25 protein-coding genes are annotated in these 22,716 nt (G+C 66.3%); 10 read left to right on the forward strand and 15 right to left on the reverse strand.

What is annotated here, in order from left to right; all coding sequences use genetic code 11:
• Nucleotides 1-64: 64 nt before the first annotated feature.
• Nucleotides 65-1,090: a phosphate acyltransferase PlsX gene (plsX, locus tag SCLO_RS18350; RefSeq protein WP_066521629.1), complete on the forward strand. Its 1,026-nt coding sequence runs from the start codon at nt 65-67 to the stop codon at nt 1,088-1,090.
• On the forward strand, nt 1,087-2,055 hold the full coding sequence (locus SCLO_RS18355; protein WP_066521628.1) for a beta-ketoacyl-ACP synthase III: 969 nt from the start codon (nt 1,087-1,089) through the stop codon (nt 2,053-2,055). The genes plsX and SCLO_RS18355 overlap by 4 nt, the downstream gene beginning before the upstream one ends.
• A gap of 47 nt (nt 2,056-2,102) precedes the next feature.
• Here the strand turns inward: SCLO_RS18355 and SCLO_RS23990 are convergent, their stop codons facing one another.
• Complete coding sequence (locus SCLO_RS23990; protein WP_231923438.1) at nt 2,103-2,282, reverse strand: hypothetical protein; 180 nt, start codon at nt 2,280-2,282, stop codon at nt 2,103-2,105.
• Here SCLO_RS23990 and ihfA point away from each other — a divergent pair.
• Nucleotides 2,229-2,477: an integration host factor subunit alpha gene (gene ihfA, locus SCLO_RS18360; RefSeq protein ID WP_231923424.1), complete on the forward strand. Its 249-nt coding sequence runs from the start codon at nt 2,229-2,231 to the stop codon at nt 2,475-2,477. The genes SCLO_RS23990 and ihfA overlap by 54 nt on opposite strands.
• A gap of 74 nt (nt 2,478-2,551) precedes the next feature.
• A complete protein-coding gene (locus SCLO_RS18365; RefSeq protein WP_066521624.1) occupies nt 2,552-2,893 on the forward strand; it encodes a MerR family transcriptional regulator in 342 nt (113 codons plus the stop codon).
• A gap of 2 nt (nt 2,894-2,895) precedes the next feature.
• Here the strand turns inward: SCLO_RS18365 and SCLO_RS18370 are convergent, their stop codons facing one another.
• Genes SCLO_RS18370 through SCLO_RS18385 form a run of 4 tightly spaced genes read right to left on the reverse strand, consistent with a single transcriptional unit; the run spans nt 2,896 to nt 7,156 of the window.
• The gene (locus SCLO_RS18370) at nt 2,896-3,414 is read right to left on the reverse strand and encodes a GNAT family N-acetyltransferase (protein WP_066521621.1); all 519 of its coding nucleotides are present in this window, start codon (nt 3,412-3,414) and stop codon (nt 2,896-2,898) included.
• 10 nt (nt 3,415-3,424) lie between these two features.
• Nucleotides 3,425-3,967: a SixA phosphatase family protein gene (locus SCLO_RS18375; RefSeq protein ID WP_066521619.1), complete on the reverse strand. Its 543-nt coding sequence runs from the start codon at nt 3,965-3,967 to the stop codon at nt 3,425-3,427.
• Complete coding sequence (locus SCLO_RS18380; protein ID WP_096362186.1) at nt 3,964-6,720, reverse strand: ATP-dependent DNA helicase; 2,757 nt, start codon at nt 6,718-6,720, stop codon at nt 3,964-3,966. Before SCLO_RS18380 ends, SCLO_RS18375 begins: the two co-directional genes overlap by 4 nt.
• A gap of 52 nt (nt 6,721-6,772) precedes the next feature.
• The gene (locus SCLO_RS18385; RefSeq protein WP_066519211.1) at nt 6,773-7,156 is read right to left on the reverse strand and encodes a PilZ domain-containing protein; all 384 of its coding nucleotides are present in this window, start codon (nt 7,154-7,156) and stop codon (nt 6,773-6,775) included.
• A 127-nt stretch (nt 7,157-7,283) separates the two neighbouring features.
• Between SCLO_RS18385 and SCLO_RS18390 the strand changes: the two genes are divergently transcribed.
• Nucleotides 7,284-8,879 carry a lysine--tRNA ligase gene (locus tag SCLO_RS18390; protein ID WP_066519212.1) on the forward strand — a complete coding sequence of 532 codons (1,596 nt, stop codon included), beginning with the start codon at nt 7,284-7,286 and terminating at the stop codon, nt 8,877-8,879.
• 212 nt (nt 8,880-9,091) lie between these two features.
• On the opposite strand, the gene SCLO_RS18395 is transcribed toward SCLO_RS18390, so the two are convergent.
• The 4 genes from SCLO_RS18395 to typA all read right to left on the reverse strand — a co-directional run bounded on the left by SCLO_RS18395 (nt 9,092) and on the right by typA (nt 13,747).
• Nucleotides 9,092-9,562, reverse strand: coding sequence for an RcnB family protein (locus SCLO_RS18395; RefSeq protein WP_066519214.1), 471 nt, complete (start codon nt 9,560-9,562; stop codon nt 9,092-9,094).
• 161 nt (nt 9,563-9,723) lie between these two features.
• The gene (locus SCLO_RS18400) at nt 9,724-10,401 is read right to left on the reverse strand and encodes a prolyl hydroxylase family protein (RefSeq protein WP_066519216.1); all 678 of its coding nucleotides are present in this window, start codon (nt 10,399-10,401) and stop codon (nt 9,724-9,726) included.
• 101 nt (nt 10,402-10,502) lie between these two features.
• The gene (locus SCLO_RS18405) at nt 10,503-11,513 is read right to left on the reverse strand and encodes an RcnB family protein (RefSeq protein WP_083949129.1); all 1,011 of its coding nucleotides are present in this window, start codon (nt 11,511-11,513) and stop codon (nt 10,503-10,505) included.
• A 416-nt stretch (nt 11,514-11,929) separates the two neighbouring features.
• Complete coding sequence (gene typA, locus SCLO_RS18410) at nt 11,930-13,747, reverse strand: translational GTPase TypA (RefSeq protein WP_066519221.1); 1,818 nt, start codon at nt 13,745-13,747, stop codon at nt 11,930-11,932.
• Between the two features lie 198 nt (nt 13,748-13,945).
• Here typA and SCLO_RS18415 point away from each other — a divergent pair, with 198 nt between their 5' ends.
• From SCLO_RS18415 to SCLO_RS23485, 3 genes are all read left to right on the forward strand, one after another.
• Nucleotides 13,946-15,160: a toxic anion resistance protein gene (locus SCLO_RS18415; protein WP_066519224.1), complete on the forward strand. Its 1,215-nt coding sequence runs from the start codon at nt 13,946-13,948 to the stop codon at nt 15,158-15,160.
• A 107-nt stretch (nt 15,161-15,267) separates the two neighbouring features.
• Nucleotides 15,268-15,978 carry a hypothetical protein gene (locus tag SCLO_RS18420; RefSeq protein WP_066519228.1) on the forward strand — a complete coding sequence of 237 codons (711 nt, stop codon included), beginning with the start codon at nt 15,268-15,270 and terminating at the stop codon, nt 15,976-15,978.
• 19 nt (nt 15,979-15,997) lie between these two features.
• Complete coding sequence (locus tag SCLO_RS23485) at nt 15,998-16,177, forward strand: hypothetical protein (RefSeq protein WP_169925545.1); 180 nt, start codon at nt 15,998-16,000, stop codon at nt 16,175-16,177.
• Here SCLO_RS23485 and SCLO_RS18425 read toward each other — a convergent pair.
• Together SCLO_RS18425 and prfB are read right to left on the reverse strand one after the other, a co-directional pair.
• Nucleotides 16,159-16,884 (reverse strand): class I SAM-dependent methyltransferase, encoded by a 726-nt coding sequence (locus SCLO_RS18425; protein ID WP_066519231.1) that lies wholly within the window; start codon nt 16,882-16,884, stop codon nt 16,159-16,161. The two genes, SCLO_RS23485 and SCLO_RS18425, sit on opposite strands and share 19 nt — an antisense overlap.
• Nucleotides 16,884-18,011, reverse strand: a complete 1,128-nt coding sequence (gene prfB, locus SCLO_RS18430) for a peptide chain release factor 2 (protein WP_066519233.1) — start codon at nt 18,009-18,011, stop codon at nt 16,884-16,886. Before prfB ends, SCLO_RS18425 begins: the two co-directional genes overlap by 1 nt.
• 441 nt (nt 18,012-18,452) lie before the next feature.
• Between prfB and SCLO_RS18435 the strand changes: the two genes are divergently transcribed.
• Nucleotides 18,453-19,505 (forward strand): DUF1176 domain-containing protein, encoded by a 1,053-nt coding sequence (locus SCLO_RS18435; protein ID WP_066519235.1) that lies wholly within the window; start codon nt 18,453-18,455, stop codon nt 19,503-19,505.
• A 27-nt stretch (nt 19,506-19,532) separates the two neighbouring features.
• Here the strand turns inward: SCLO_RS18435 and SCLO_RS18440 are convergent, their stop codons facing one another.
• The 3 genes from SCLO_RS18440 to gluQRS are packed head-to-tail and all read right to left on the reverse strand — an operon-like array spanning nt 19,533 to nt 21,228.
• A complete protein-coding gene (locus SCLO_RS18440) occupies nt 19,533-20,105 on the reverse strand; it encodes a cob(I)yrinic acid a,c-diamide adenosyltransferase (RefSeq protein ID WP_066519237.1) in 573 nt (190 codons plus the stop codon).
• A 4-nt stretch (nt 20,106-20,109) separates the two neighbouring features.
• The gene (locus SCLO_RS18445) at nt 20,110-20,343 is read right to left on the reverse strand and encodes a twin transmembrane helix small protein (RefSeq protein WP_066519239.1); all 234 of its coding nucleotides are present in this window, start codon (nt 20,341-20,343) and stop codon (nt 20,110-20,112) included.
• 9 nt (nt 20,344-20,352) lie between these two features.
• The gene (gluQRS, locus tag SCLO_RS18450; RefSeq protein ID WP_231923280.1) at nt 20,353-21,228 is read right to left on the reverse strand and encodes a tRNA glutamyl-Q(34) synthetase GluQRS; all 876 of its coding nucleotides are present in this window, start codon (nt 21,226-21,228) and stop codon (nt 20,353-20,355) included.
• A gap of 133 nt (nt 21,229-21,361) precedes the next feature.
• Between gluQRS and SCLO_RS18455 the strand changes: the two genes are divergently transcribed.
• Entirely contained in the window at nt 21,362-21,928 is a 567-nt protein-coding gene (locus SCLO_RS18455; RefSeq protein ID WP_066519241.1) for an HNH endonuclease, read from the forward strand.
• Nucleotides 21,929-21,933: 5 nt separating this feature from the next.
• On the opposite strand, the gene SCLO_RS18460 is transcribed toward SCLO_RS18455, so the two are convergent.
• Nucleotides 21,934-22,671 carry a Crp/Fnr family transcriptional regulator gene (locus SCLO_RS18460; protein ID WP_066519245.1) on the reverse strand — a complete coding sequence of 246 codons (738 nt, stop codon included), beginning with the start codon at nt 22,669-22,671 and terminating at the stop codon, nt 21,934-21,936.
• Nucleotides 22,672-22,716: the final 45 nt, after the last annotated feature.

A 22,716-nucleotide genomic window follows, 5' to 3' on the forward strand; every position in this document is an offset into this window, starting at 1 on the left:
GACATCCTTTCCGCCCAAAAGGTGATCTGACTTGTCCAGCCAACCGCGAATCGCAATCGACGCGATGGGCGGGGATGAAGGCGTGCGCGTGATGATGGCGGGCGTGGCTCTGGCCCGCCGCCGTCATGACGGCCTGCGCTTCCTCCTGTTCGGCGATGAGACGCGGATCAAGGCGGCGCTCGACCATCATCCCAATCTGCGCGCGGCTTCCGAAGTCGTCCATAGCGATTCGGTGGTCGACGGCAGCGAAAAGCCCAGCACCGCGATTCGCAAGAAGGGCAGTTCGATGAGCATGGCGATCGCCGCCGTGAAGTCGGGCGACGCCGGGGCGGCGGTATCGGCGGGCAACACCGGCGCGCTGATGGCGATGGCGAAACTCGCGCTGCGCACCATGCCCGGCATCGACCGGCCCGCGCTCGCCGCCATGTTGCCGACGCTGGGCGATAACGACGTGGTCATGCTGGACCTTGGCGCGAACACGGAATGCGACGCGCGCAACCTCGTCCAGTTCGCGGTGATGGGCGCGGCCTATGCCCGCATCGCCTGCGACCTTGAACGGCCCCGCGTCCGCCTGCTCAATATCGGCACGGAAGAGCTCAAGGGCACGGATGAAATCCGCGACGCCGCCGCGATCCTGCGCGCCGCCGATGCGCTGCCCCTGTCCTTCGAGGGTTTTACCGAGGGCGACAAGATCGGCCGCGGCGACGTGGACGTGATCGCGTGCGACGGCTTTTCGGGCAATGTCGCGCTCAAGACGGCGGAGGGCACCGCCCGCTTCGTCACCGACCTGCTGCGCAAGGCGTTCACCAGTTCGCTGCGGTCCAAGATCGGCTTCCTGATCTCCAAGCCCGCCATGCATCTGCTGAAGCATCATCTCGACCCCAACAACCATAATGGCGCGGTCTTTCTGGGCCTCAACGGCGTCGTCGTGAAAAGCCATGGCAGCGCCAACGACAAGGGCGTGGCCAACGCCGTCCATGTCGCCGCGCGCCTGCTGGAGGAAGACATCACCCGGCGCATCGCCGCCGACATGGCGGGGGTCGCGGCCCTGTTCAACGTCGCATCCAAGCAGGAGTTGCCGGTCAAGTGATCCGCCGTTCGATATTATTGGGCACGGGCTCTGCCCTTCCGGCGCGCAAGGTCACCAACGCGGAACTGGCGCAGACCGTCGACACCAGCGACGAATGGATCGTGGAGCGCACCGGCATCCGCGCGCGCTATATCGCGGGGGAGGGGGAGACCACCGTATCCCTGGCGACCGACGCGGCCCGCGCCGCCCTGGACGCCGCCGGGCTGGCGCCGCGGGACATCGACCTCGTCATCCTCGCGACCGCCACCCCGGACCAGACCTTCCCGGCCAGCGCCACGCTGGTGCAGGCCGCGCTGGGCATCGACGATTGCGTCGCCTTCGACGTCGCGGCGGTCTGTTCGGGCTTCCTCTATGCCCTGACCGTGGCCGACAGCATGATCCGCTCCGGCGCGGCGCGGCGCGCCCTGGTGATCGGATCGGAAACCTTCAGCCGCATCCTCGACTGGGAGGACCGCACCACCTGCGTCCTGTTCGGCGACGGTGCCGGCGCGGTCGTGCTGGGCGCGGAGGAAAGCGAGAGCGGCGCGCGCGGCATCCTCGCCTCGAAACTCCATGCCGACGGACGCCACAACCAGCTTCTCTATGTGGACGGCGGGCCTTCCACCACGCAGACCGTCGGCAAGCTGCGGATGAGGGGGCAGGAAGTGTTCCGCCATGCCGTCGTCAACCTGGCATCCGTCCTGACCGAAGTGCTGGCGCTGGCGGATTTGACCCCCGCCGACATCGATTGGCTGGTCCCGCATCAGGCCAATGCCCGGATTCTCGACGCGACCGCGCGCAAGCTGAAACTGTCGCCGGACAAGGTCATCATGACGGTGGACCGGCATGCCAACACCTCCGCCGCGTCGGTGCCGCTGGCGCTTGACCTCGCGATGCGCGACGGGCGGATCGGGGCGGGCGATCTGCTGGTTCTCGAAGCCATGGGCGGCGGGTTTACCTGGGGCGCCTGCGCCTTGCGCCTGTAAAGCTTTTTTGCCGCTGTAAAGTGCAGTTTTGAAACATTTTCCTACCCCTATGCCACCTTGCGGAAACCATATTTTTCCGGCACATTCCCGATCGGGGCATTAATCGGGGACAGTATATGGCAGGCAATGGAACCTTGACGCGCGCGGACCTTGCGGAAAGCGTCAATCGTCACATTGGCCTTTCGCGCGCGGAAGCGGCGGCGCTCGTCGAATCCATCCTCGAACATATGGCAAGCGCCTTGGAACGCGGGGAGAATGTGAAGATCTCCAGTTTCGGTACCTTCGTCCTGCGCGACAAGAATCAGCGCATGGGCCGCAATCCCAAGACCGGCGTGGAAGTGCCGATCGAGCCGCGCCGGGTGCTGACCTTCCGCGCCAGCCAGGCGATGCGGGACCGGGTCGCGAACGCCGGAGCGGCCTGATCGTCCCTTTTTCGCGCATATCAGTGCTTTACCATGGTTGACCTTGGCTTAACTATGGGTGCAACATCCCGGCCATGGAAAAGGCAGAGGGCGCGTTTCTGACAATCAGCGAGTTGGCTGGCGAGCTGGGTCTTCCACAACATATCCTGCGCTATTGGGAAACGCGCTTTCCGCAGCTCCGTCCCCTGCAACGGGCGGGCAACCGGCGTTACTACCGCCCGGCCGATGTGGCGCTCGTCCGCCGGATCGACCAGCTTCTGAATGTCGAAGGCTTCACCGTGCGCGGCGCGCAGAAGGCGCTGGCGGACGGCAACGGGGTCATGCCGCCCCGGGCGGAGGAGCGCCGGCCCGAAACCGATCTCGTCAAGCGGCTGGAGTCGATCCGCGTCACGCTGGCGCGGGCGCTGGGCGAATAGCCTTACAGGATGCGGGCATGGATCAGGTCGCGGAACGGCCTGTTCCCGACCATGAAGACGGTTTCGCCGATTTCCGCAAATCCGTGCCGCGCATAGAAACGCCGGGCTTTCTCGTTCGCCGGATAAACCGCCAGCAGCAGGCGCCGCGCCCCCCGCGCCCGCGCTTCGCCCATTGCCCGTTCCATCAGCGCGTCGCCATTCCCCTTTCCCTGCCAGTCCCCCAGCAGGTAAAAGCGCTTGAGTTCGATGTCCCCGGGCCGCCGTTCGACGGGCAGGTCCGGCGGCGTCAGCATCGCATAACCCACCGGCGCGCCCAGCGGCGTCTCGCCGATCAGGATTCCTTGGGCCGGATCGGCCAGCGCCGCCCGGTAGAATGCTTCGCCATGCGCGCTCCGGATGTGGTCGATCAGCGCTTCGCCCGGATGGTCATGCGCAAAGCTCGCGAGGAAGGTCGCCCCGCCCAGTATCGACAGGGCAGGGGCATCGCCCGGTTCCGCCTTGCGCCAATGGACCGGCGTCATCCCACGGGTCCTAGCGCGCGCCCGGTCCCAAGGCGGGGTCGAGATCGCGCGGGCGGGTGAAGCTCACCAGCGTCGCGATACTCTCCCGCGCGTCGGCCCAGCGGTCGATCGGCAGGTCCAGCACCGCAAGGCTGGCGGTCGGGAATTTCACTTCCACATCGTCGCGAACGGGGCAGGCGCCGTCATCGGGAACGAGTTCCAGGATCAGTTCCTCGAATCCCGGATTATGTCCCGACATCAGCGCGGTGCCGGCATCGTCGGGCAGGTCGCGCACCACGTCCAGCAGGGTCGCCGCCGACGCCAGATAGATGCGCCGGTCCCAATGCGCATCCAGCGTCTCTCCATAGCCCGCAAAGAAGGTTTCCAGCGTCTGCACGACCCGCACGGCGGGGGAAGCCACCAGATGATCGAACCGCATCTTCTGCGCCTGCGCGAACCGGCCCATCAGCATGGCCGCCTTTTCCCCCCGTCGGTTGAGCGGCCGGTCGAAGTCGCGGGCGACCGGATCGTCCCAGTCGGACTTGGCGTGCCGCAGCAGGGTCAGGCGCTTCATTCTCTCTCCGGGGCGGGCGGATCATGGATGATTCCCTGCCCACCTAGCTGCATGCCGCCGCCAACGCCATCGCTATATTGCGCGCCGGCGCTGACCGCGATGATCGCTTCGTCCAGCGTCAGGCGGCGGATCGGCGTGCCGGGCGGAAAGGCGGAGAGCAGGCGGCTGGGCATCGCGGCGGACAGGATGACGAAGCTGCCCTTGTCTCCCGCCCGCCGGATCAGCCGCCCGAAGGCCTGCGCCATGCGCGCGCGAATCAGCCGGTCGTCATAGGCGCCGCCGCCCTCGGCCAGCTTGCGCGCCGCGTGCAGCACGGTGGGCTTGGACCATGGCACGCCCTCCATCACCACCAGCCGCAGCGAATGGCCGGGCACGTCCACGCCGTCCCTCAGCGCGTCGGTGCCCAGCAGCGAGGCGCGCGGATCGTCGCGGAAGATATCGACCAGCGTGCCCGTATCCATCGGATCGACATGCTGCGCGTAGAGCGGCAGCCCCGCCCGCGCCAGCCGGTCGGCGATCCGCGCATGGACCGCGCGCAGCCGCCGGATCGCGGTGAACAGCCCCAGCGTCCCGCCGCCCGCCGCTTCGATCAGCCGCGCATAGGCGCCCGACAATCCGGCAATGTCGCCCCGCTTGATGTCGGTGACGATCAGCACTTCGGACCGCGCCGCATAGTCGAAGGGGCTGGACGCCTCGAACCGCTCCGCCCCGCGCGGCAGATGCGCCGCGCCGCAGCGCCGCTCCGCATTGTCCCAGTCGCCGCCGCCCTTCAGCGTGGCGGAAGTGACGATCACGCCCTGCGCCGGTTTCAACACTGTCTCCGCCAACGGCCGGGTCGGATCGAGCCAATGGCGATGGATGCCGATGTCGAACTCGCGTCCCTCGATCCGGTCCACCGCCAGCCAGTCCACGAAGTCCGCGTCCGCCGGTCCTCCGATTCGCGCCAGCAGCGCCAGCCAGGCCGACACCAGATCGCACCGCCAGCCCAGCGAGGCGATGGCGCCTTCGACCCGCGCGCGCGCCGCGCCGTCCAGCCAGTCGGGCGCGTCCTCGATCACCGCCTCCAGCCGCTTGGCCAGCCGGGTCAAAGGCCGCAGCAGCGCGTCGAGCGCCCGTGCCGCCTCCTGCGCCGCTTCCACCAGCGCGCCGTCCGGTTCGGCCAGTTCCGTCTCCAGCCCGTATCCGGCGTCGGCCTCGCCATTCTCGCCCGCGCGGGTGTAGACCGTCGCCCTCACCGCCGCGAGCAGCGCCTCTACCGGCCCGAACGGCTCGCCCGCCACGATCCGTTTCAGCCACTCGTCGGCGGGCAGGGCGCGGGCCGCGTCCGCCGCCATGCGGATCGCCTCGCCGCCCGCCTCGTCATAGCTCGCCACGTCGGAAAGGCGCGCCGCCAGACCCCGCCGCCGCCCGCGCGAACCGCTTTCCGGTCCCATGATCCATCGGCGCAATTCGATGGCTTCCTGCCCCGACAACGCCACCGAAAAAGTGGAATCCGCCGCGTCGAACAGATGATGGCCTTCATCGAAGATGATGCGTTGCGGCTGCTGCCCGCTTTCCCGCCCGCGCGCGGCGTTGATCATCACCAGCGCATGATTGGCGATCACGATGTCCGCCTCCGCCGAGGCGCGCACCGCCCGCTCGATGAAGCACTTCCGGTAATGCGGACAGCCCGCATAGATGCACTCGCCCCGCCGGTCCGTGAGCGCCGTGGAGCCGTTGCGCCGGAACAGCGTCGGCAGCCATCCGGGCAGGTCGCCGCCGATCATGTCGCCATCCTTGGTGAAGGCCGCCCAGCGCGCCACCAACTGCGCCAATATCGCCGCCCGCCCGGAAAAGCCGCCCTGCAAGGCATCCTCAAGGTTCAGCAGGCAGAGATAATTTTCCCGTCCCTTGCGCACCACCACGCGCTTGGCCGCCGTCGCGGGATCGGGGAAGAGGCGTGGGCTTTCCCGGTCCAGTTGCCGTTGCAGCGCCTTGGTATAGGTCGACACCCACACGGTTCCCTGCGCCTGCGCGGCCCAGAGCGAGGCGGGCGCCAGATAGCCCAGCGTCTTGCCGATGCCCGTCCCCGCCTCGGCCAGCAGCATATGGGGCTGGTCGCGATGGGCGCGCGGGCCGAAGGCGGCGAGGGCGGCCGTGGCATAGGCGCGCTGGCCGGGGCGCGGTTCGGCGTCCGGGCCGGTCAGCCCCTCCAGCCGCTCCAGCACCTCATCCTCCGCCAGCGCGATCACGCGCGCGGGCGGACGGGGCGGCGTTTCCTCCCATTCGGGCAGTTTGGAAAAGAGCCAGCGCTCCGCTTCCCTGGGCCGCGCGATCCGGGGCGCGACCAGCGCCGCCCAGGGCCAGCGCAGCCGGTGCAGCGCCTGCGCCGCCGTCCACGCGCCTTCGCGTTCCTCCCATGCGGGCGATTCGATCCGGTCCAGCAATCGCGCCGCCGCCATCTGCAACAGCGCGGGGATATCCGCCTCGCCGGCGATGGGCGGCAGGTCCAGCGCCTCGGCCAGCCCCTTGGGCGTGGGCACCAGGAAATGCGCGGGATAGACGAAGGCCCACAGTTCCAGCAGGTCGAGGCCGTTGAGGTCGGGATAGCCCAGCCTCTGTCCGGTCAGCGGCGCGTTCAGGATCAGCGTCGGCGTCTCGGCGGCGCGGCTGATCGCCTGCCCCTTGGCGACGCCCTGGGTGCGGCCTCCCTCGCGATGCCAGATGCCGCCATGGCTGGCATGGAGTGCGGGCAGGGCGGACGGGTCGATCACCCGTCCGGCTTAGGCGAGCCGGAACAAAAGGGAAACCCGAAAACGGTGGCCGTTAACGGGTGCGCCGCCCGAAGCCGCTCTGCATCAAGGGCGCATAGGGCGTGGGGGAAGGGCGGTTGTAAGCGGGCTGATAGGCCGCCATCGGCGCCCGCCGCGCCGCGCGCGCCATTTCCAGCTTCTCCAGCAACGGCCCTTCGGTCAGTTCATAGGGGAAACGGATGCCCATCCGGTCCTCCTCGGACCAGCGCACCGTGCCGAACACGATATGGCCGTCCAGGTCGATCTGGCACTGGGTTTTCGCGGGAAGGGAACAGCCGATGACTTGCGCGCCGCCCTCGCTCAGATCGACGATCGTTCCTTCCAGGCTGTCGAGCACCGTGGTGACGACAATCGGGATTTCGACCGTGATGCGTTCGCGGGCGCGCTGGATCTGCATGGCTACTCCTTCATGCTGCTATGAACTTATGAGGTTAATGAAAGTTGAAGATCGCCCTGCGGCTTGATGCGGATTACTGCCGAAAGGGCGTTTTCTTTCGGCTTCTTCGCCGCTACTGGCTGGGCGCATGACCGTTTCCGATATTCTCCGCGCCGCCGCGACGGCATCGAAGGCCTGGCCCTATGAGGAAGCCCGCAAGCTGCTGAAACGCTATCCGCCCGATGGACCGCAGGCGCGCGCGCCCGAAAAGGGCTATGTGCTGTTCGAGACGGGCTATGGTCCCTCGGGCCTGCCGCATATCGGCACCTTCAACGAAGTGTTGCGCACGACCATGGTCCGCAACGCCTTCCACGCGCTGTCGGACATCCCCACGCGCCTCATCGCCTTCAGCGACGATATGGACGGCCTGCGCAAGGTGCCCGACAATGTGCCCAACCAGGCGATGCTGGGCGAGCATCTGGGCAAGCCGCTGACGCAGGTGCCCGATCCCTTCGGCCAGTATGAAAGCTTCGCGCATCACAACAATGCGATGCTGCGCGCGTTCCTCGACCGTTTCGGATTCGAGTATGAGTTCGTCTCCGCCACGGAGCGTTATCGGTCCGGCGCGTTCGACGAGACGTTGAAGCTGGTCCTGCGCCGCTATCAGGCGATCATGGACATCATGCTGCCGACGCTGCGCAAGGAGCGGCAGGCAACCTATTCCCCCGTCCTGCCGATCAGCCCGAAGAGCGGCATCGTCCTGCAGGTCCCCGTCGAGGTGGTCGATGCCGAAGCGGGCCTGATCCGCTTCGAGGACGAGGGCGAGGTGATCGAACAGTCGATCCTCTCGGGCGGCGCGAAGCTGCAATGGAAGGTCGACTGGGCGATGCGCTGGGTCGCGCTGGGCGTCGATTATGAGATGGCGGGCAAGGACCTGATCGACTCGGTCACGCAAAGCTCGAAGATCTGCCGCGCGCTGGGCGGCCGTCCGCCCGAAGGCTTCAATTACGAGATGTTCCTCGACGAAAAGGGCGAGAAGATCTCCAAGTCCAAGGGCAACGGCCTCAGCCTCGAACAATGGCTGACCTATGGGCCGGAAGAGAGCCTCGCCTTCTACGCCTATCGCGAGCCGAAGAAGGCGAAGCAGCTTCACATGGGCGTCATCCCCCGCGCGGTGGATGAATATTGGCAGTTCCGCGGCAATTACCCGAACCAGCCGGTCGAGCAGCAACTGGGCAATCCCGTCCACCATATCCATGACGGCAAGCTGCCCGAAGGGTCGCTGCCGGTGACTTTCGGCCTGCTGCTGAACCTTGTCGGCGTGATGGGCGATGCCAGCCGGGAACAGGTGTGGGGTTACCTCCGCAACTATGTTGCGGACGCCAGCCCGGAAACCTATCCCGATCTCGACCGGCTGATCGGCCATGCGCTGGCCTATCACCGCGATTTCGTCGCCCCGACGCTCAGGAAGCGCGCGCCGGAGGTGAACGAAGCGGCGGCGCTGCGGAAACTGGATCAGGAACTCGCGGCGCTCCCCGCCGATGCGTCGGCGGAGGACATCCAGAACATCGTCTACGCCATCGGCAAGGACGAGGCATTCGGCTTCGCGGAACTGCGCGACTGGTTCAAGGCGCTCTACCAGACGTTGCTGGGCGCGGACCAGGGGCCGCGCATGGGCAGTTTCATCGCGCTCTACGGCATTGGCAACAGCCGCAAACTCATCGCCGAGGCGCTCCGGGTCTGAGGCGAAGCCCGGAACCTTTTTGCGCGTCGATCGTTTAGCGCTCGGTCCACCCCCTTTCGGACTGGTGGCGTTCGCGCGCCATCGGCCGCGCTCGCCCGGGAACGGGCGGCGCGGCCAAGGGCGGTGGCAGATTGCTGTCGGGCAAAAACAAACGGCTCCGGGGAAAGGGAAACCCGGAGCCGTTCTTGCGTCAGCCTCTTGCGAAGCGGCGCTTACCAGAAGAAACCGCGATGCACCTGCATCACCCGGCCGGTGCGGACATTGACCAGCAGCACGTCGTTATAATGCCTCACCCAGCGCATATTGGCGCCCGGACGGGGCAGGCGGTAGCGGTAGGGATCGCTGATATAATAGCGCGAGCTGTAATAGGCCGGGCGCAACTGCGCCCCGGCATTCCACCGGGAGTAACCGAAAGGCGCGCGCCAGCTGCCCGCGCGATAGACGTCGCGGTGCGCCCGGCGATAGTCCCGCCAGTCCTCGCGATATTCGCGGCGGGAATCGCGGACATCACGGCGCGCATCCCGCACGTCGCGGCGGTCGCCATGGCGCTGGGCGTGGCGCAGGTCGCGCTGGTCCTGCCGGATTTCGCGGCGGTCGTGGCGCAATTCCGCCGCCGACTGGGCGGAAGCGATGCCCGGCGCGGCGGTCGCCGCGATCAGGCCCCATATGATCCATTTACGCATGATAATGTCTCCCATCGTCTGACGCGGAACGGCGGGATCGACCTTGCGGACGGTCGCCGGTTCCTTCGTCCCTGATGCGGATATGCGCCCTGCCGCCTGAACGAGCCGGGAATGGAGCCGTCAGGAATCAGTCATTTATGTCGCAAGATGTAACGCGCTCTTCACGGCGACCATTTGCGTTCCCGGAACCATTTGGTGACCACATATTTGGTGCCGCGCGCGACCGGCCGCGCGGCATGCAAACTATAGTCGTTGGGCGCGCCGTCCCGGTCCAGATTGTTCCAGATCAGGATCATGCCTTCGACCGGGGGCACCATGAATTCGCATTTGGGGAATTGCGTTTCCCCGCCTTCCTCCACGGCGGACAGATAGATCATCGCCGTCCAGCATCGCTGCCCCCCGCTTTGCAGCATGCGCGGCCAATAGCTGGCGGTGACGGGGAAGAAATCGCAATGGACTCTATATTCCTGCCCTTGCGTATAGCGTTGCCCCTGCAACGTCTCCCCCTTTTCCGGCGCGATGCCGGTGATCGCGCAGATGCGCTGCGTCACCGTCTCCACCAGCGGTTCCCACGGGCTGAGGTGGCAGCTATGGCTGGTGCGATATTCGGCATTGGCGCTGCCGGAAAAAAGGGTGGAAGGCTGCGCGCCCGCGTCGATGATCGCGCGCAGGCCGGCGCATTCCTCGGCGCTCAGGAAATCCTGCCGTCCATAGATTTCCAGATGCGGCGTGTCGATCCGGTGCACCATGGGATTGCGGTCCAGCCGCGCGCGGACGGCGTCCCCCATGGCGGCGCGGGCGGCGGAAGCGACGCCGCCATCGTCGATGATCTCGCTCATCGCCTCCTCCTGCCACCGGCCCGGCCGTTCGCGCAAATGAAAATGGCCCGGAGCACATGGCTCCGGGCCGAGTGGTTCCTGAAGGCCAGTCCAGGAAGCCGTTACCAGAAGAAATCGTGGATCACGTCGACCACATAGCCGTCGCGGACATCCACCAGCAGCGCATCGTCATAATAGCGGACCCAGCGCAACGATCCGTAAGCGGGCGGCAGACGGTAGGACAAGGGATCGTCCAGCCAGTAATTATTGGCGTAGAGCGGCGCGCCCAGGAAGATTCCGACGGAAAAGCGGCGATAGCCATAATCCCATCCGCGCGGCGCATAATAGCGCCCGGCCCGGTAGCGGTCGCCATAGCGCGCCCGATAGTCGCGCCAGTCGTAGCGCCGGTCGCTGCGCCAGCCATTGTCCCAGCGCCGCTGGTTGGCCCAGCGCGTCCGGTCGTCGAAGCGGCCATTATTGGCCCATCCGCGATTGTCGTTCCAGCGCCGATTATCCCAATTGGCGCGATCGCGGTCGTCCCAGCGGCGGTTGTCCCAATTGCGGCGGTCGCGGTCGTCCCAGCGCCGGTTATCCCAATTTCGGTTGTCCCGATCGTTCCACCGCCGGTCATTGTCCGCCCGTCGCCGGTCCTCCCAGCGGCGGTTGTCGTTGACGCGGCGGTCGTCGTTCCGGCCATCGCGCCATGGCTGCCGCGCATCGGGGCGGTTCCCCGGCTGGGCGTTGCGCCAGTCATTCCGTCCGCCGCTATTCTGCCAGCCGGGGCGGGGGTCCGGCCGGGGTCCGTCCCGGTCGCGGCCGTTCCCGTTCCAGCGCGATTCGGCGCGTGGCGGAGGGGCGGGGCGCGCGCCGGGCGCGGGGCGATCGGGCTGTTGTGCGCGCTGTTGCCAGTTCGGCGCGGGCCTTTCGCGCCGGGGCATATCGGGCTGGTTCGGCCGTTCGCGTCCCATGCCGCGCGGGGCCTCGCCGCCGGGGCGGGGCTGGCCCTGCGCATGACCGGACGGCTGCTCCATGCGGCCGCGCATCCTTTCGCCCCAGCTTTGGGCGGCGGCGGGGGCGATCCCGCCCAGCGCCGTTGCGGCCATCAGGCCCGCCAGCATGACTTTCCTCAACATCGCTTTGTTTCCTTGCACGGGGCAATGCACCCCTCATGGCACCCTTATGCGCACAAGGCGATGTCGCGGTGCTGAACCGGCCCGTCAGCGATTTGAAAGAATCGGCCCAGCCTATTGTTCGCAAGGAGAGGGGAACCGCCGCGTAGCGTTGAAAGGGTAGCGCGTTCCTGAAACAAAGCTGGTGTCGGATGGCGGCTTTGGGGTGGAAGGCGGACGGTCTGCCTTTCCGTCCCGTTCGTCCTGAGGTGCCACTGAGCTTGTCGAAGTGGCGTATCGAAGGATAGAGTACGCGCGAGAAACCCTTCGATGCGGGTCTTCAACTCCGCTCAGCCCCTACCCAGGGCGAGCGGAGGTGGGAGTGAGGGCAATGTCCGCTCTGGCCGAAACCCGCCATCGCAGATGACGGGTTTGCAAGATCAAGCCGCCTTGGCGCGCGACATGCGCTTGCGCTCGTTCGGGTCGAGGTAACGCTTGCGCAGGCGGATGGTCTTGGGCGTCACCTCGACCATTTCATCGTCGTCGATATAGGCGATGGCCTGTTCCAGCGTCATCTTCCACGGCGGGGTCAGGCGGATGCTGTCATCCTTGCCCGAAGCGCGAAAGTTGGTCAGCGCCTTCGACTTCATCGGGTTGACTTCCAGGTCTTCGGGCTTGGCGTTCTGGCCGATGATCATGCCTTCATAGAGCGTCTCGCCCACGCCGACCATCAGCACGCCGCGTTCCTCCAGCGGGCCAAGGGCATAGGCCACCGCCTCGCCCGCGCCGTTGGAGATGAGGACGCCATTCTTGCGCCCTTCGATATTGCCCTTGTGCGGGCCATATTTCTCGAACAGCCGGTTCATGATGCCGGTGCCGCGCGTGTCGGACAGGAATTCGCCATGATAGCCGATCAACCCACGCGACGGCGCGGAGAAGGTGATGCGGGTCTTGCCGCCGCCCGACGGACGCATGTCGGTCAGTTCAGCCTTGCGCTGGTTCATCTTGTCGACGACCGTGCTGGAGAACTCATCGTCCACGTCGATGACGACGGTTTCATAAGGCTCGGTCTTGTTGCCGTTCTCATCCTTGCCGAACAGCACGCGCGGGCGCGAGATGCCGAGCTCGAAGCCTTCGCGGCGCATGGTTTCGATCAGCACGCCCAGTTGCAATTCGCCGCGCCCCGCAACCTCGAAGCTGTCCTTGTCGGCCGCTTCCGTCACCTTGATGGCGACATTCGATTCGGCTTCGCGCATCAGGCGGTCGCGGATCATGCGGCTCGTCACCTTGCTGCCTTCGCGGCCCGCCATCGGCGAGTCGTTGACGGCAAAACGCATGGAGAGCGTCGGCGGGTCGATGGGCTGCGCCTTGATCGGGGTCGTCACCTGCGGATCGGCGATGGTGTTCGCCACGGTCGCGACGGTCAAGCCCGCCAGCGAAATAATGTCGCCCGCCCGCGCTTCCTCCACCGGCACCCGGTCGAGGCCGCGGAAAGACATGATCTTCGACGCGCGGCCGGTTTCGATCACATGGCCGTCGGCGTCGAGCGCATGGATCGGCTGGTTGACCTTCACCACGCCCGACTGGACGCGGCCGGTCAGGATACGGCCCAGGAAATTGTCGCGATCCAGCAGCGTCACGAGGAAGCTGAACGGCGCTTCCTGATCCAGCGCCGGGGGCGGCACATGGTCGACGATCTTCTGGAACAGCGGCTCCAGCGTGCCTTCGCGGCGGCTGGGGTCCTCGCTGGCGTAACCGTTGCGGCCCGAGGCGTAGAGCACGGGGAAGTCGAGCTGCTCGTCGGTCGCTTCCAACGTCACGAACAGGTCGAACACCTCGTCCAGCACTTCCTGGATGCGCTCATCGGGACGGTCCACCTTGTTGACGACGACGATGGGGCGCAGGCCCAGCGCCAGCGCCTTGCCGGTCACGAACTTGGTCTGCGGCATCGCACCTTCGGACGAATCGACCAGCAGGATCACGCCGTCGACCATGGACAGGATGCGCTCCACCTCGCCGCCGAAGTCGGCGTGGCCGGGCGTGTCGACGATGTTGATGCGCGTGCCGTTCCAGTCGATCGAGGTCGGCTTCGCCAGGATGGTGATGCCGCGTTCCTTTTCGAGGTCGTTGCTGTCCATCGCGCGTTCCTCGACGCGCTGATTGTCGCGGAACGTGCCGGATTGACGGAAAAGCTGATCGACCAGTGTGGTTTTGCCGTGGTCGACGTGCGCGATGATCGCGATATTACGCAGGGACATGAATAAGAGTGCCTTATGGGATGCGTTCCCGGCCGGCACCAGTGCCGCGCAGGGGCTTTGGGGCGCGCCCTTACAGGAAATGATGCGGTGCGGCAAGACGTTGCGCGGTTGTCGCGGCGAAGGGAAGACCCTATCCTGCATTTTGTCGACCTTGCAGCATCGGTGTTCTATGCTCATATGACACCGACAGGAGATGATATGGCCAGCACCGCGACCACCACGACGACCGCCGACCCGCTGAACCTGACGCCGCCCGATCCGGTGCCGCCCGTCTCGCCCGAAAAGGCGGCGGGCCTCGTGCCGCTGGACGAGGGACAGAAATCGAAGCTGGACGAAAAGGTGGACGCCTTCATCGACGATCTGGTGGCGCAGGACGCGGCTTCGCCGGAATTCGGCAAGCGGGTCGACCAACTCACCAATATGGGCCGCAAGGAAATCGCGGAGGCCGCCGGGCACAGCAACCGCTTCCTCGACCGGCCCGTCCGCGCGATGGACAGCGACAACAAGGTGGGCGCGGACCTCGCGGAATTGCGGCGGACGGTCGAAGACCTCGATCCGGGCAAGCGGGGCAATCTGCTCACGCCCAGGAAGCTGTTCGGCATCATCCCCTTCGGCAACAAGATGCGCGACTATTTCGACGGCTACAAGAGCGCGCAGGGCCACATCAATTCGATCCTCGGCAGCCTCGCCAGCGGCAAGGACGTGCTCATCAAGGACAATGCCGCCATCGACGTGGAGAGGCAGAATATGTGGCAGACCATGGGCCGTCTGGAACAGATGATCCATATCAGCAAGACGCTGGATTCGCGGCTGGAGGCCAAGGCGCTGGAACTGGATTCGACCGACCCGGCCAAGGCCAAGGCGGTGCGGGAAAGCGCGCTCTTCTACATCCGCCAGCGGACGCAGGACCTCCTCACGCAAATGGCGGTGACGGTGCAGGGCTATCTGGCGCTCGATCTGGTCAAGAAGAACAATGTCGAGTTGGTGAAGGGCGTGGACCGCGCCAGCACCACCACCGTCGCGGCGCTGCGGACGGCGGTGACGGTGGCGCAGGCTCTGGCGGGCCAGAAACTGGTGCTGGAACAGATCAGCGCGCTCAACACGACCACCGCGAACATGATCGATTCGACCGGCGAGATGCTGAAGAACCAGACCGCGCAGATCCACGAACAGGCCGCGTCCAGCACCATCCCCATCGAAACGCTGCAACGCGCCTTCCAGAATATCTACGACACGATGGACAGCATCGACAGCTTCAAGCTCAAGGCGCTGGAGAATATGAAGACGACGGTGAACACGCTGTCGAACGAGGTGGAGAAGTCCAGGGGCTATATCGCCCGCGCCGAGGGACAGGCGCAGGCGGCGCAGGAAGCGCGGAGCGAAAATCCGCTGCTGAGCGCGATCGAGGGGTGAAGTTGATGCCATCGCCCCTTCCGTTCGCCCTGAGCTTGTCGAAGGGCTCGACCGAGCCGCAGGCGAAGGCCCTTCGCTCCGCTCAGCCCGAACGGGGAATGTGAATAATGAGCCAGTCCGACCGCGTTCTGGCCGATGCCGAAGCCTTGCTGCGCCGCTACCGGGATCGCGGGCGGAGCCTGCCTGTCCGGGCCCGGCGGCGGCGTTGGGCAGCGTTGATGCGCAAGGTCAAATATGCCTTCTGGACCATCGTAACGGTGCTGATGGCGGGCGCGGTGGCGGGTTTCCTGACGCCGCTGGGCACGACCGGCGTGATGGTCGCGCTGGGCGTCATGATCGCCGCGCTGCTGCTGATCGCGCTGATCCCTACGGAAAGGCAGGTGCGGCCGGAGGCATTGGCCGGGACGGAGCTTCCCGCCCTTCCCCTCAAGACCGAAATCTGGCTGGAGAACCAGCGCAAGGCCCTCCCCGCGCCGGCGGTGACGCTGGTGGACAGCATCGGCGTGAAGCTGGAGACGCTCGCCCCGCAACTGGAGCGGCTGAACCCGCAGGAACCGGCGGCGCAGGAAGTCCGCAAGCTCCTGGCCGACCATCTCCCCGAACTGGTGACGGGCTATCAGTCCATCCCCGAATCCCTGCGCCGGCAGGAGCGCAACGGCCGCGTGCCGGAAAAGCAGTTGATCGAAGGGCTCTCCGTCATCGACGCCGAAATCGCGCGGATGAGCGAGACATTGGCGAGCGGCGACCTCGACAAGCTGGCGACGCAGAACCGCTTCCTCGAACTCAAATATCAGGAAGCGAAGGAACTGGGGGAGTAGTCCCCGCTTTCCTTACCGGATGATCCACCTCACCCTCATCATCGTCGATTTCCTGACCGGCCTGCTGGCGGCGGGCGCATGGGCGCTGGCATCGGCGGGCGGCGCCATCGCGGCGCTGGTGGGGGAGGATTTGTCGGCCTGTCGCTTTTCCGCAGATGGCGGCAACGGCGTTAGGGCGGGCTACCCCTTCACCTCATAGGTGCAGGGCACGATGCTCGCCGGGTCGGGCCGCGCGGCGATGCGCCTGAAGCGGGCGAGATAGCCGCCTGCCGTGGGCTTGGGGATCAGTTCCTCCAGCCGGAAACCCATGGCCGCGAACTCGCAGGAGAGCAGGCGCGGCGGCGTGCCGTGCTGCTCGGTCGGGCGGTTGGCGTCGACCACGATCACCTCGCCATCGGGCTTGAGCGAAGGGCTGAGATGCCAGAGGAAGGCATAAGGCTCCGCGATCTCATGATACATATGGACCATGAACACGCGGTCGAAGCTGTTTTCCGGCAAGCGCGGGTCTTCCGGCGCGCCCAGCTTCACGCTGACATTCCTCCAGTCCTCCCGCGTGATGCGGCGGGACAGCGCCTCGATCACCTCGGGCATGATGTCCTCGGCCAGCACCCGGCCCTTGGGACCGACGCGCTTGGCGAGGCGGACGGTGTAATAGCCCTCGCCCGCGCCGATGTCGGCGATAGTCATGCCCGGCCTGATCCCCGCCCGGTCCATGATGTCCTCCGCCTCGCGCACGCGGTCGCGGGCTTCCTCGCTGGACCAGCGGGTCGAAACGATGGGCGCGACGGGCCGGTCGGCGCGTGGGAAAGGGCGGGCGGCGGCAGACCGGCCATCCTTGCCCGGCGTAAACAGGTCGCAGGCGGCCAGCAGGAACAGCAAGGCCCCTCCCAACGCCGCCCGTTTCATCAATCGACATCCTCCACTTCGACCTTCTCGCCCGTCACCTTCTGCGAGAGGGCGGCGGCCATGAAGGGATCGAGCGCGCCGTCCAGCACGTCGTCGGGCGCGGTGGAGGTGACGCCGGTGCGCAGGTCCTTCACCAGCTGGTAGGGCTGGAGGACGTAGGATCGGATCTGGTGGCCCCAGCCGATCTCCGTCTTCGCCTGATATTCGCCCGATGCGACGGCTTCGCGCTTCTGCAATTCGGCCTCATACAGGCGCGCCTTCAGCATGTTCATCGCCGTGGCGCGGTTCTTGTGCTGGGACCGGTCGTTCTGCGACGCGACGATGATCCCGGTCGGCACGTGGGTGATGCGGACGGCGGAGTCGGTCGTGTTGACGTGCTGCCCGCCCGCGCCCGACGCGCGATAGGTGTCGATCTTGAGGTCGCTTTCCTTGATCTCGATATCGATATCGTCGTCGATCACCGGATAGACCCAGACGGACGAGAAACTGGTGTGCCGCCGCGCCGAGCTGTCATAGGGGCTGATCCGCACCAGACGGTGCACGCCGCTCTCGGTCTTGGCATAGCCATAGGCGTTCTCGCCCTTGATGAGGAAGGTCGCGGACTTGATGCCCGCCTGATCGCCCGCCTGATAGTCGACCAGTTCCACCTTGTAGCCGCGCCGCTCGGCCCAGCGGCGGTACATGCGGCTGAGCATTTCCGCCCAATCCTGGCTTTCCGTGCCGCCAGCGCCGGCATGGATTTCCAGATAGGTGTCGCTGGCGTCCGCCTCGCCCGCGAGCAGCGCCTTGATCTTGTCCTCGTCCGCCCGGTCGGCCAGCGCCTTCAGCGAGGCGATGGCTTCGTTCACCATATCCTCGTCGCCCTCGGCATCGGCCATTTCGATGAGTTCGGCGGTGTCGGTCTTGTCCTGCTCGATCGCCCGGGTCGCGCCGATGGCGGCGTCGAGGCGGGTGCGCTCGCGCATCACCTCCTGCGCCATCTTCTGATTGTCCCACAGCGTCGGGTCCTCGACGCGCGCGTTCAACTCGTCCAGCCGGCGCAACGCGCGATCCCAGTCGAGGAAGCGGCGCAGCAGGTCCAGCGCGGCGTCGATACGGTCGATATATTGCTGCGCTTCGGCGCGCATGGTCTGTTCTCCAAGCTTCACGCCCAGGGCGCGAACGGTCTACCGGCCGTCGGCCCGGTCAAAGGCCGTCCTTTCTTGCGGCACGGCGCGCGCGTCAAGAAAAACCCGTTTCAGGCGACATAGGCGGCAATCATGCCGCTTGCAAACGGCCTTGGTCAAAGATTGCTTTCGGGCAGGTTGCGGACATTCCTTCATCCGTTCGGGCTGGGGCCCTTCGACTGCCTGCCAAGGCAGGCTCTGGGCGAACGAGGGTGGGTTTTCTGGAATCACTCCGGATTGAATTGCGTCGGGTCCAAGCGGACAGAGTGCAAACCTCTCAAGCCGTTCTCCGACCACGGATTTGCAAGTTGCTGATCTCGCCATCCTCACCGGACGGGCAGTCGTTTTGCTCCGGTAACGAGGACTCTATCGCCTCTCTCCCAAATGGGTTATGGTTAATCCATGGGGGCAAGAAATTTTCTGCTGGCTGTAATCGCCTGCTCGGCTTCGGCGTCTGCGGGGGCGCAGACGCCGAAGCCCGGATCGCTGGAAACCTATAAGGACTGGACGATCGGCTGCGACAATCGCGGGCGATGCGAGGCCGTGTCCTTGCTGGCGGAAGGCGGGAACTGGCCTGACAATCCGTTGATGGTCGGCATCCGCCGGGACGCCGGGCCGGATGCGGCGCCGGAAGTCTGGGCCAGCCGCGACGCCAGGGGGCCAGCGGAATATTCCTTCATCGTCGACGGGCGCAAGGTCGCCAGCACGACCGGCATGGATGGCGAAGCGAAGATCAGCGGGCCGCAGGCGTCGGCGCTGGCGGTCGCCATGGCGCGCGGATTTTCGCTGGAGATCCGATCGGGCGCGAAGATGCTCGGCCGTCCCTCGCTGGCCGGATCGGGCGCTGCGCTGCGCTATATGGACGCGCAACAGGGGCGGGCGGGCACCGTCACCGCCCTGATCGCCACGGGGCCGTTGGGGGTCAATGTCGTGCGACGGGCGCCTCCTTCGCCCACGATCAAGCGCTTTCCCGTTTTCCCGGAACCCGCGCCCGTCGCTTTCTGGCGCGAGGAGTTGACCGCGCTGGGCAGCTTCACCGGCTGCGCGGAGGAGATGCGGAGCGCCCAGCCGCTCGAGCAGCACCGGCTTGCGAAGGGCGAGGAGCTGGTGCTCGTCCCCTGCGGGTCGGGCGCCTATAATTTCACCGCCGTCCCGGTGATCGCCACGGGCGTGGCGGGCCGCCGCACTTTCCGTTTCGCGGCGTTCGATTATCTGCCCGGCTGGAGCGAGGGCGCGCGGCACCCGATGCTGGTCAATGCCAGCTGGTCGCCGGAGCGGTCCCGCCTCGAAAGCCGCGCCAAGGGGCGCGGCATCGGCGATTGCGGCGGGAGCGAGTCCTATGTCTGGGACGGCGTTCGCTTCCGGCTGGCCGAAGCGACGGCGATGGGCGAATGTCGCGGCGCTTGGCGCTGGATCACCACATGGTCGGCGCGGGTGGTGGAAAGAGACCGTTAGGTCCCGCGACGCACCGTCCCGTTTCGATCAGCGCGATGCGCCCGGCACCCATTTCACATCGCTCGCGCCATTGCCGTTCAGGCGGCGCGCCATCACGAAGAGCAGGTCCGACAGGCGGTTGAGATAGGCAAGCGCCTGCGGGTTGAGCGCGACCTCACCGGCGGCGGCGGTCGCGCTGCGTTCCGCCCGGCGCGTCACCGCGCGGGCCAGATGCACGGCGGCCGCGGCGGCCGATCCGCCCGGCAGGATGAAGCTGTCCAGCGGCTTCAGTTCCGCGTTCATGAGGTCGATTTCCGCTTCCAGGCGCTGCACCTGGCTTTCGACGATCCGCAGCGCCCAGGGGGCGTCCTCGCCGTCCTCCGGCATCGGCGTGGCGAGGTCCGCGCCCAGGTCGAACAGGTCGTTCTGGATCACCGTCAGCCAGCGCGCCTCCTGCGCGTCGCCGATGGCGAGGATCGCGAGGCCGATGGCGCTGTTCGCCTCATCAACGTCGCCCACGGCCTGCATGCGCGGCGCATGTTTGGGCAGGCGCGATCCGTCGACAAGGCCGGTGGTTCCCGCATCGCCGGTACGGGTGTAGATCCTGTTCAGCTTGACCATGGCGTCAGCCGCTGCCCTTCATCAGCAGCAGCAGGGCGACGATGATGACCGCCGCCGCCTGGAACAGGATGCGGTTCATCATCATCCTGTTCTGCTTGAGGCTCGACTGGCTGGGGTGGCCGTCGGGGGAATTGAGTTCCTCCTTCGTGGCCTGAAGGAAGGCGACGATGCCCCGGATCAGCGCGAACAGGGTCGCGGCCATGGCAAGGATCAGGGCGATGACGAGCAGGGTGTTCATGCTCCGAGTCTAGGCTTCCCCCAGCGAAATGCCAACCGGAAAGCGCCCCGCGCGCAGATCGGCGGCCAGCCGCGCGGGATCGGCGCCCTGCGCGCGCAGGTCCGCCAGCGCGATCGACCCGCTCCGCTTGGCAAGCCGCCTGCCGTCCGCCCCCAGCAGCAGCGGATGGTGCAGATAGACAGGCGCCGGCAGGTCCAGCAGCGCCTGCAACAGCCGGTGGACATGCGTCGCCGCGAACAGGTCATGACCGCGCAGCACATGGGTCACGCCCATCGCCGCATCGTCCAGCGTGCAGGACAGATGATAGCTCGCCGGGGCATCCTTGCGCGCCAGCACGACATCGCCCGCCGCCAGCGGATCGGCGGCGATGGCGGCGCCCGGCCCCGCGCCCGGCGGAAAGGGCAGGGCGGTCCAATGGAGCGACCCGGTGCGCGACACGGCGCCCGCCATGTCGATCCGCCATGCATGAGGATCGCCCGCCGCCATCCGGCGCGCCCTTTCCGCGTCGGAGAGGGCGCGGCACGTCCCCGGATAGATCGTCCCTTCCGGCTCATGCGGCGCGCCGGCGCTCGCGAGGATGTCGGCGCGGCTGCAGAAGCAGGGATAGAGCAGCCGCATCTCCCGCAATCGCCTCAGCGCCGCTTCATACCGGTCCAGCCGCTCCGACTGGAAGATGACCTCGCCGTCCCACGCCACGCCCAGCCATCGCAGGTCCTCGACTATGCCCGCGACATGCTCCGGGCGGCTGCGCGTGCAGTCGATATCCTCGATCCGCAGCCGGAACGCGCCGCCCGCCGCGCGCGCCATGTCCATCGCCATCAGCGCCGACCAGCCATGCCCGACATGCAGCCGCCCGGTGGGGCTGGGAGCGAAACGAGTCACCATATGCTGTGGTGCGGAAGATTGAGTCATACAGGCTCTTGACGCGGGCAAGTGGTTAATGCTGTCATGCGCCCGTCACCTTTCTGGTCGATCAGCGGGGGCGGAAAGCGGGACGAAAAGGGGGTAGAAGGTTCTTATGTACCATCCCGACCTGATACGGCATCCGGAAAATTGTCCGGCGCTGGTCCTCAATGCGGACTATACGCCGCTCAGCTATTATCCTTTAAGCCTCTGGCCCTGGCAGACCGCCATCAAGGCGGTCTTTCTGGAACGGGTGGACATCATCGCCAGCTATGAGCGGGAAGTCCACAGCCCGAGCCTTGACATGAAAATCCCCTCGGTCATCGCGCTCAAGCAATATGTGCGGCCGTCCGAACATCCCGCCTTCACCCGCTTCAACCTGTTCCTGCGCGATCGTTTCGCGTGCCAATATTGCGGATCGACCAGCGACCTGACGTTCGACCATGTGGTCCCGCGCCGCGCGGGCGGCCGCACGACATGGGAGAATGTCGCGACCGCCTGCTCGCCCTGCAACCTCAGGAAAGGCGGGCGCACGCCGAAGGAAGCCGGAATGCGGCTGCACGTCCAGCCGATCCGCCCGACAAGCTGGCAGTTGCAGGAGCATGGCCGCGCCTTTCCGCCGGGCTATCTGCACGAAAGCTGGCGCGACTGGCTTTACTGGGACGTCGAACTGCTTGCCTGACATGTTCAGGACATGGCGGGCAGCCAGTCCAGATCCATATGCTTGTGCCGGTTGGTATAATGGCCGATCTCTTCCAGCCGCGCCATGTCGAGCAGCCGGATGCGGCCATTGGAGCGGCTGATGAGCCCTTCCTGTTCCATCTGCCGGATCATCCGGTTCACATGGACGGAGGTGAGGCCGATTGCGTCGCCGATTTCCTCCTGCGTCAGCTTGAGATCGAAGCTGTCGGTGATGTCGTCGTCGGTCAGCCGCAGCCGGTCGAGCATGTCGAGCATGAAGGAGGCGACCCGCGCCTTCGCCGACGTCCGCCCCAGCGACGCGAGCCGGTCCGTCATCGCCACCCGTTCATTGTTGGACAGCAGGAACAGCAGCGCCGCGACCCGCGGATATTCCTCCAGCAGGCGGCGCAGCGCATGTTTGTCGAACGGGCAGATGACCGAGTCCGAAATGGCGACCAGCGATTCGGGCGCCTTGTTGTAGATCGTGCTCGCCGATCCGATGAAATCGCCCGGGAAATAGACGCGCAGGATCTGGCGGCTGCCGTCGGGCAGGATCACGAAGCTCATCACCCGGCCTTCGCGCAGCACGAACAATTCCGTCACCGGCTCGTTGACGCGCTGGATCATCGCGCCGCGCTTCACCTTGCGCGGATTTTCCTCCAGCCGGGAGAGTGCCGTCTTTTCCGCGTCCGATAACGGCAAATGCTTGCTCAGCCGATCCGCGAAACAGCTCGTTGCCACCAATCAATACCTTCTTCTTCAATTGTCGTTACGATGGCAAAACGCCGC

This window comes from Sphingobium cloacae, from assembly GCF_002355855.1.
GTDB lineage: Bacteria > Pseudomonadota > Alphaproteobacteria > Sphingomonadales > Sphingomonadaceae > Sphingobium > Sphingobium cloacae.

What these genes read in the sequence shown, in the direction of transcription:
- SCLO_RS18455 (WP_066519241.1), top strand. Translation starts at nt 21,362, where the DNA reads ATGTACCATCCCGACCTGATACGGCATCCGGAAAATTGTCCGGCGCTG.
- SCLO_RS18425 (WP_066519231.1), bottom strand. Translation starts at nt 16,884, where the DNA reads ATGAAACGGGCGGCGTTGGGAGGGGCCTTGCTGTTCCTGCTGGCCGCC.
- SCLO_RS18365 (WP_066521624.1), top strand. Translation starts at nt 2,552, where the DNA reads ATGGAAAAGGCAGAGGGCGCGTTTCTGACAATCAGCGAGTTGGCTGGC.
- prfB (WP_066519233.1), bottom strand. Translation starts at nt 18,011, where the DNA reads ATGCGCGCCGAAGCGCAGCAATATATCGACCGTATCGACGCCGCGCTG.
- typA (WP_066519221.1), bottom strand. Translation starts at nt 13,747, where the DNA reads ATGTCCCTGCGTAATATCGCGATCATCGCGCACGTCGACCACGGCAAA.
- SCLO_RS18385 (WP_066519211.1), bottom strand. Translation starts at nt 7,156, where the DNA reads ATGCAGATCCAGCGCGCCCGCGAACGCATCACGGTCGAAATCCCGATT.
- SCLO_RS23485 (WP_169925545.1), top strand. Translation starts at nt 15,998, where the DNA reads ATGATCCACCTCACCCTCATCATCGTCGATTTCCTGACCGGCCTGCTG.
- SCLO_RS18420 (WP_066519228.1), top strand. Translation starts at nt 15,268, where the DNA reads ATGAGCCAGTCCGACCGCGTTCTGGCCGATGCCGAAGCCTTGCTGCGC.
- SCLO_RS18370 (WP_066521621.1), bottom strand. Translation starts at nt 3,414, where the DNA reads ATGACGCCGGTCCATTGGCGCAAGGCGGAACCGGGCGATGCCCCTGCC.
- SCLO_RS18435 (WP_066519235.1), top strand. Translation starts at nt 18,453, where the DNA reads ATGGGGGCAAGAAATTTTCTGCTGGCTGTAATCGCCTGCTCGGCTTCG.
- SCLO_RS18375 (WP_066521619.1), bottom strand. Translation starts at nt 3,967, where the DNA reads ATGAAGCGCCTGACCCTGCTGCGGCACGCCAAGTCCGACTGGGACGAT.
- SCLO_RS18415 (WP_066519224.1), top strand. Translation starts at nt 13,946, where the DNA reads ATGGCCAGCACCGCGACCACCACGACGACCGCCGACCCGCTGAACCTG.
- SCLO_RS18445 (WP_066519239.1), bottom strand. Translation starts at nt 20,343, where the DNA reads ATGAACACCCTGCTCGTCATCGCCCTGATCCTTGCCATGGCCGCGACC.
- SCLO_RS18395 (WP_066519214.1), bottom strand. Translation starts at nt 9,562, where the DNA reads ATGCGTAAATGGATCATATGGGGCCTGATCGCGGCGACCGCCGCGCCG.
- plsX (WP_066521629.1), top strand. Translation starts at nt 65, where the DNA reads ATGGGCGGGGATGAAGGCGTGCGCGTGATGATGGCGGGCGTGGCTCTG.
- SCLO_RS18390 (WP_066519212.1), top strand. Translation starts at nt 7,284, where the DNA reads ATGACCGTTTCCGATATTCTCCGCGCCGCCGCGACGGCATCGAAGGCC.
- SCLO_RS18440 (WP_066519237.1), bottom strand. Translation starts at nt 20,105, where the DNA reads ATGGTCAAGCTGAACAGGATCTACACCCGTACCGGCGATGCGGGAACC.
- SCLO_RS18400 (WP_066519216.1), bottom strand. Translation starts at nt 10,401, where the DNA reads ATGAGCGAGATCATCGACGATGGCGGCGTCGCTTCCGCCGCCCGCGCC.
- gluQRS (WP_231923280.1), bottom strand. Translation starts at nt 21,228, where the DNA reads ATGGTGACTCGTTTCGCTCCCAGCCCCACCGGGCGGCTGCATGTCGGG.
- SCLO_RS18405 (WP_083949129.1), bottom strand. Translation starts at nt 11,513, where the DNA reads ATGTTGAGGAAAGTCATGCTGGCGGGCCTGATGGCCGCAACGGCGCTG.
- SCLO_RS23990 (WP_231923438.1), bottom strand. Translation starts at nt 2,282, where the DNA reads ATGTTCGAGGATGGATTCGACGAGCGCCGCCGCTTCCGCGCGCGAAAG.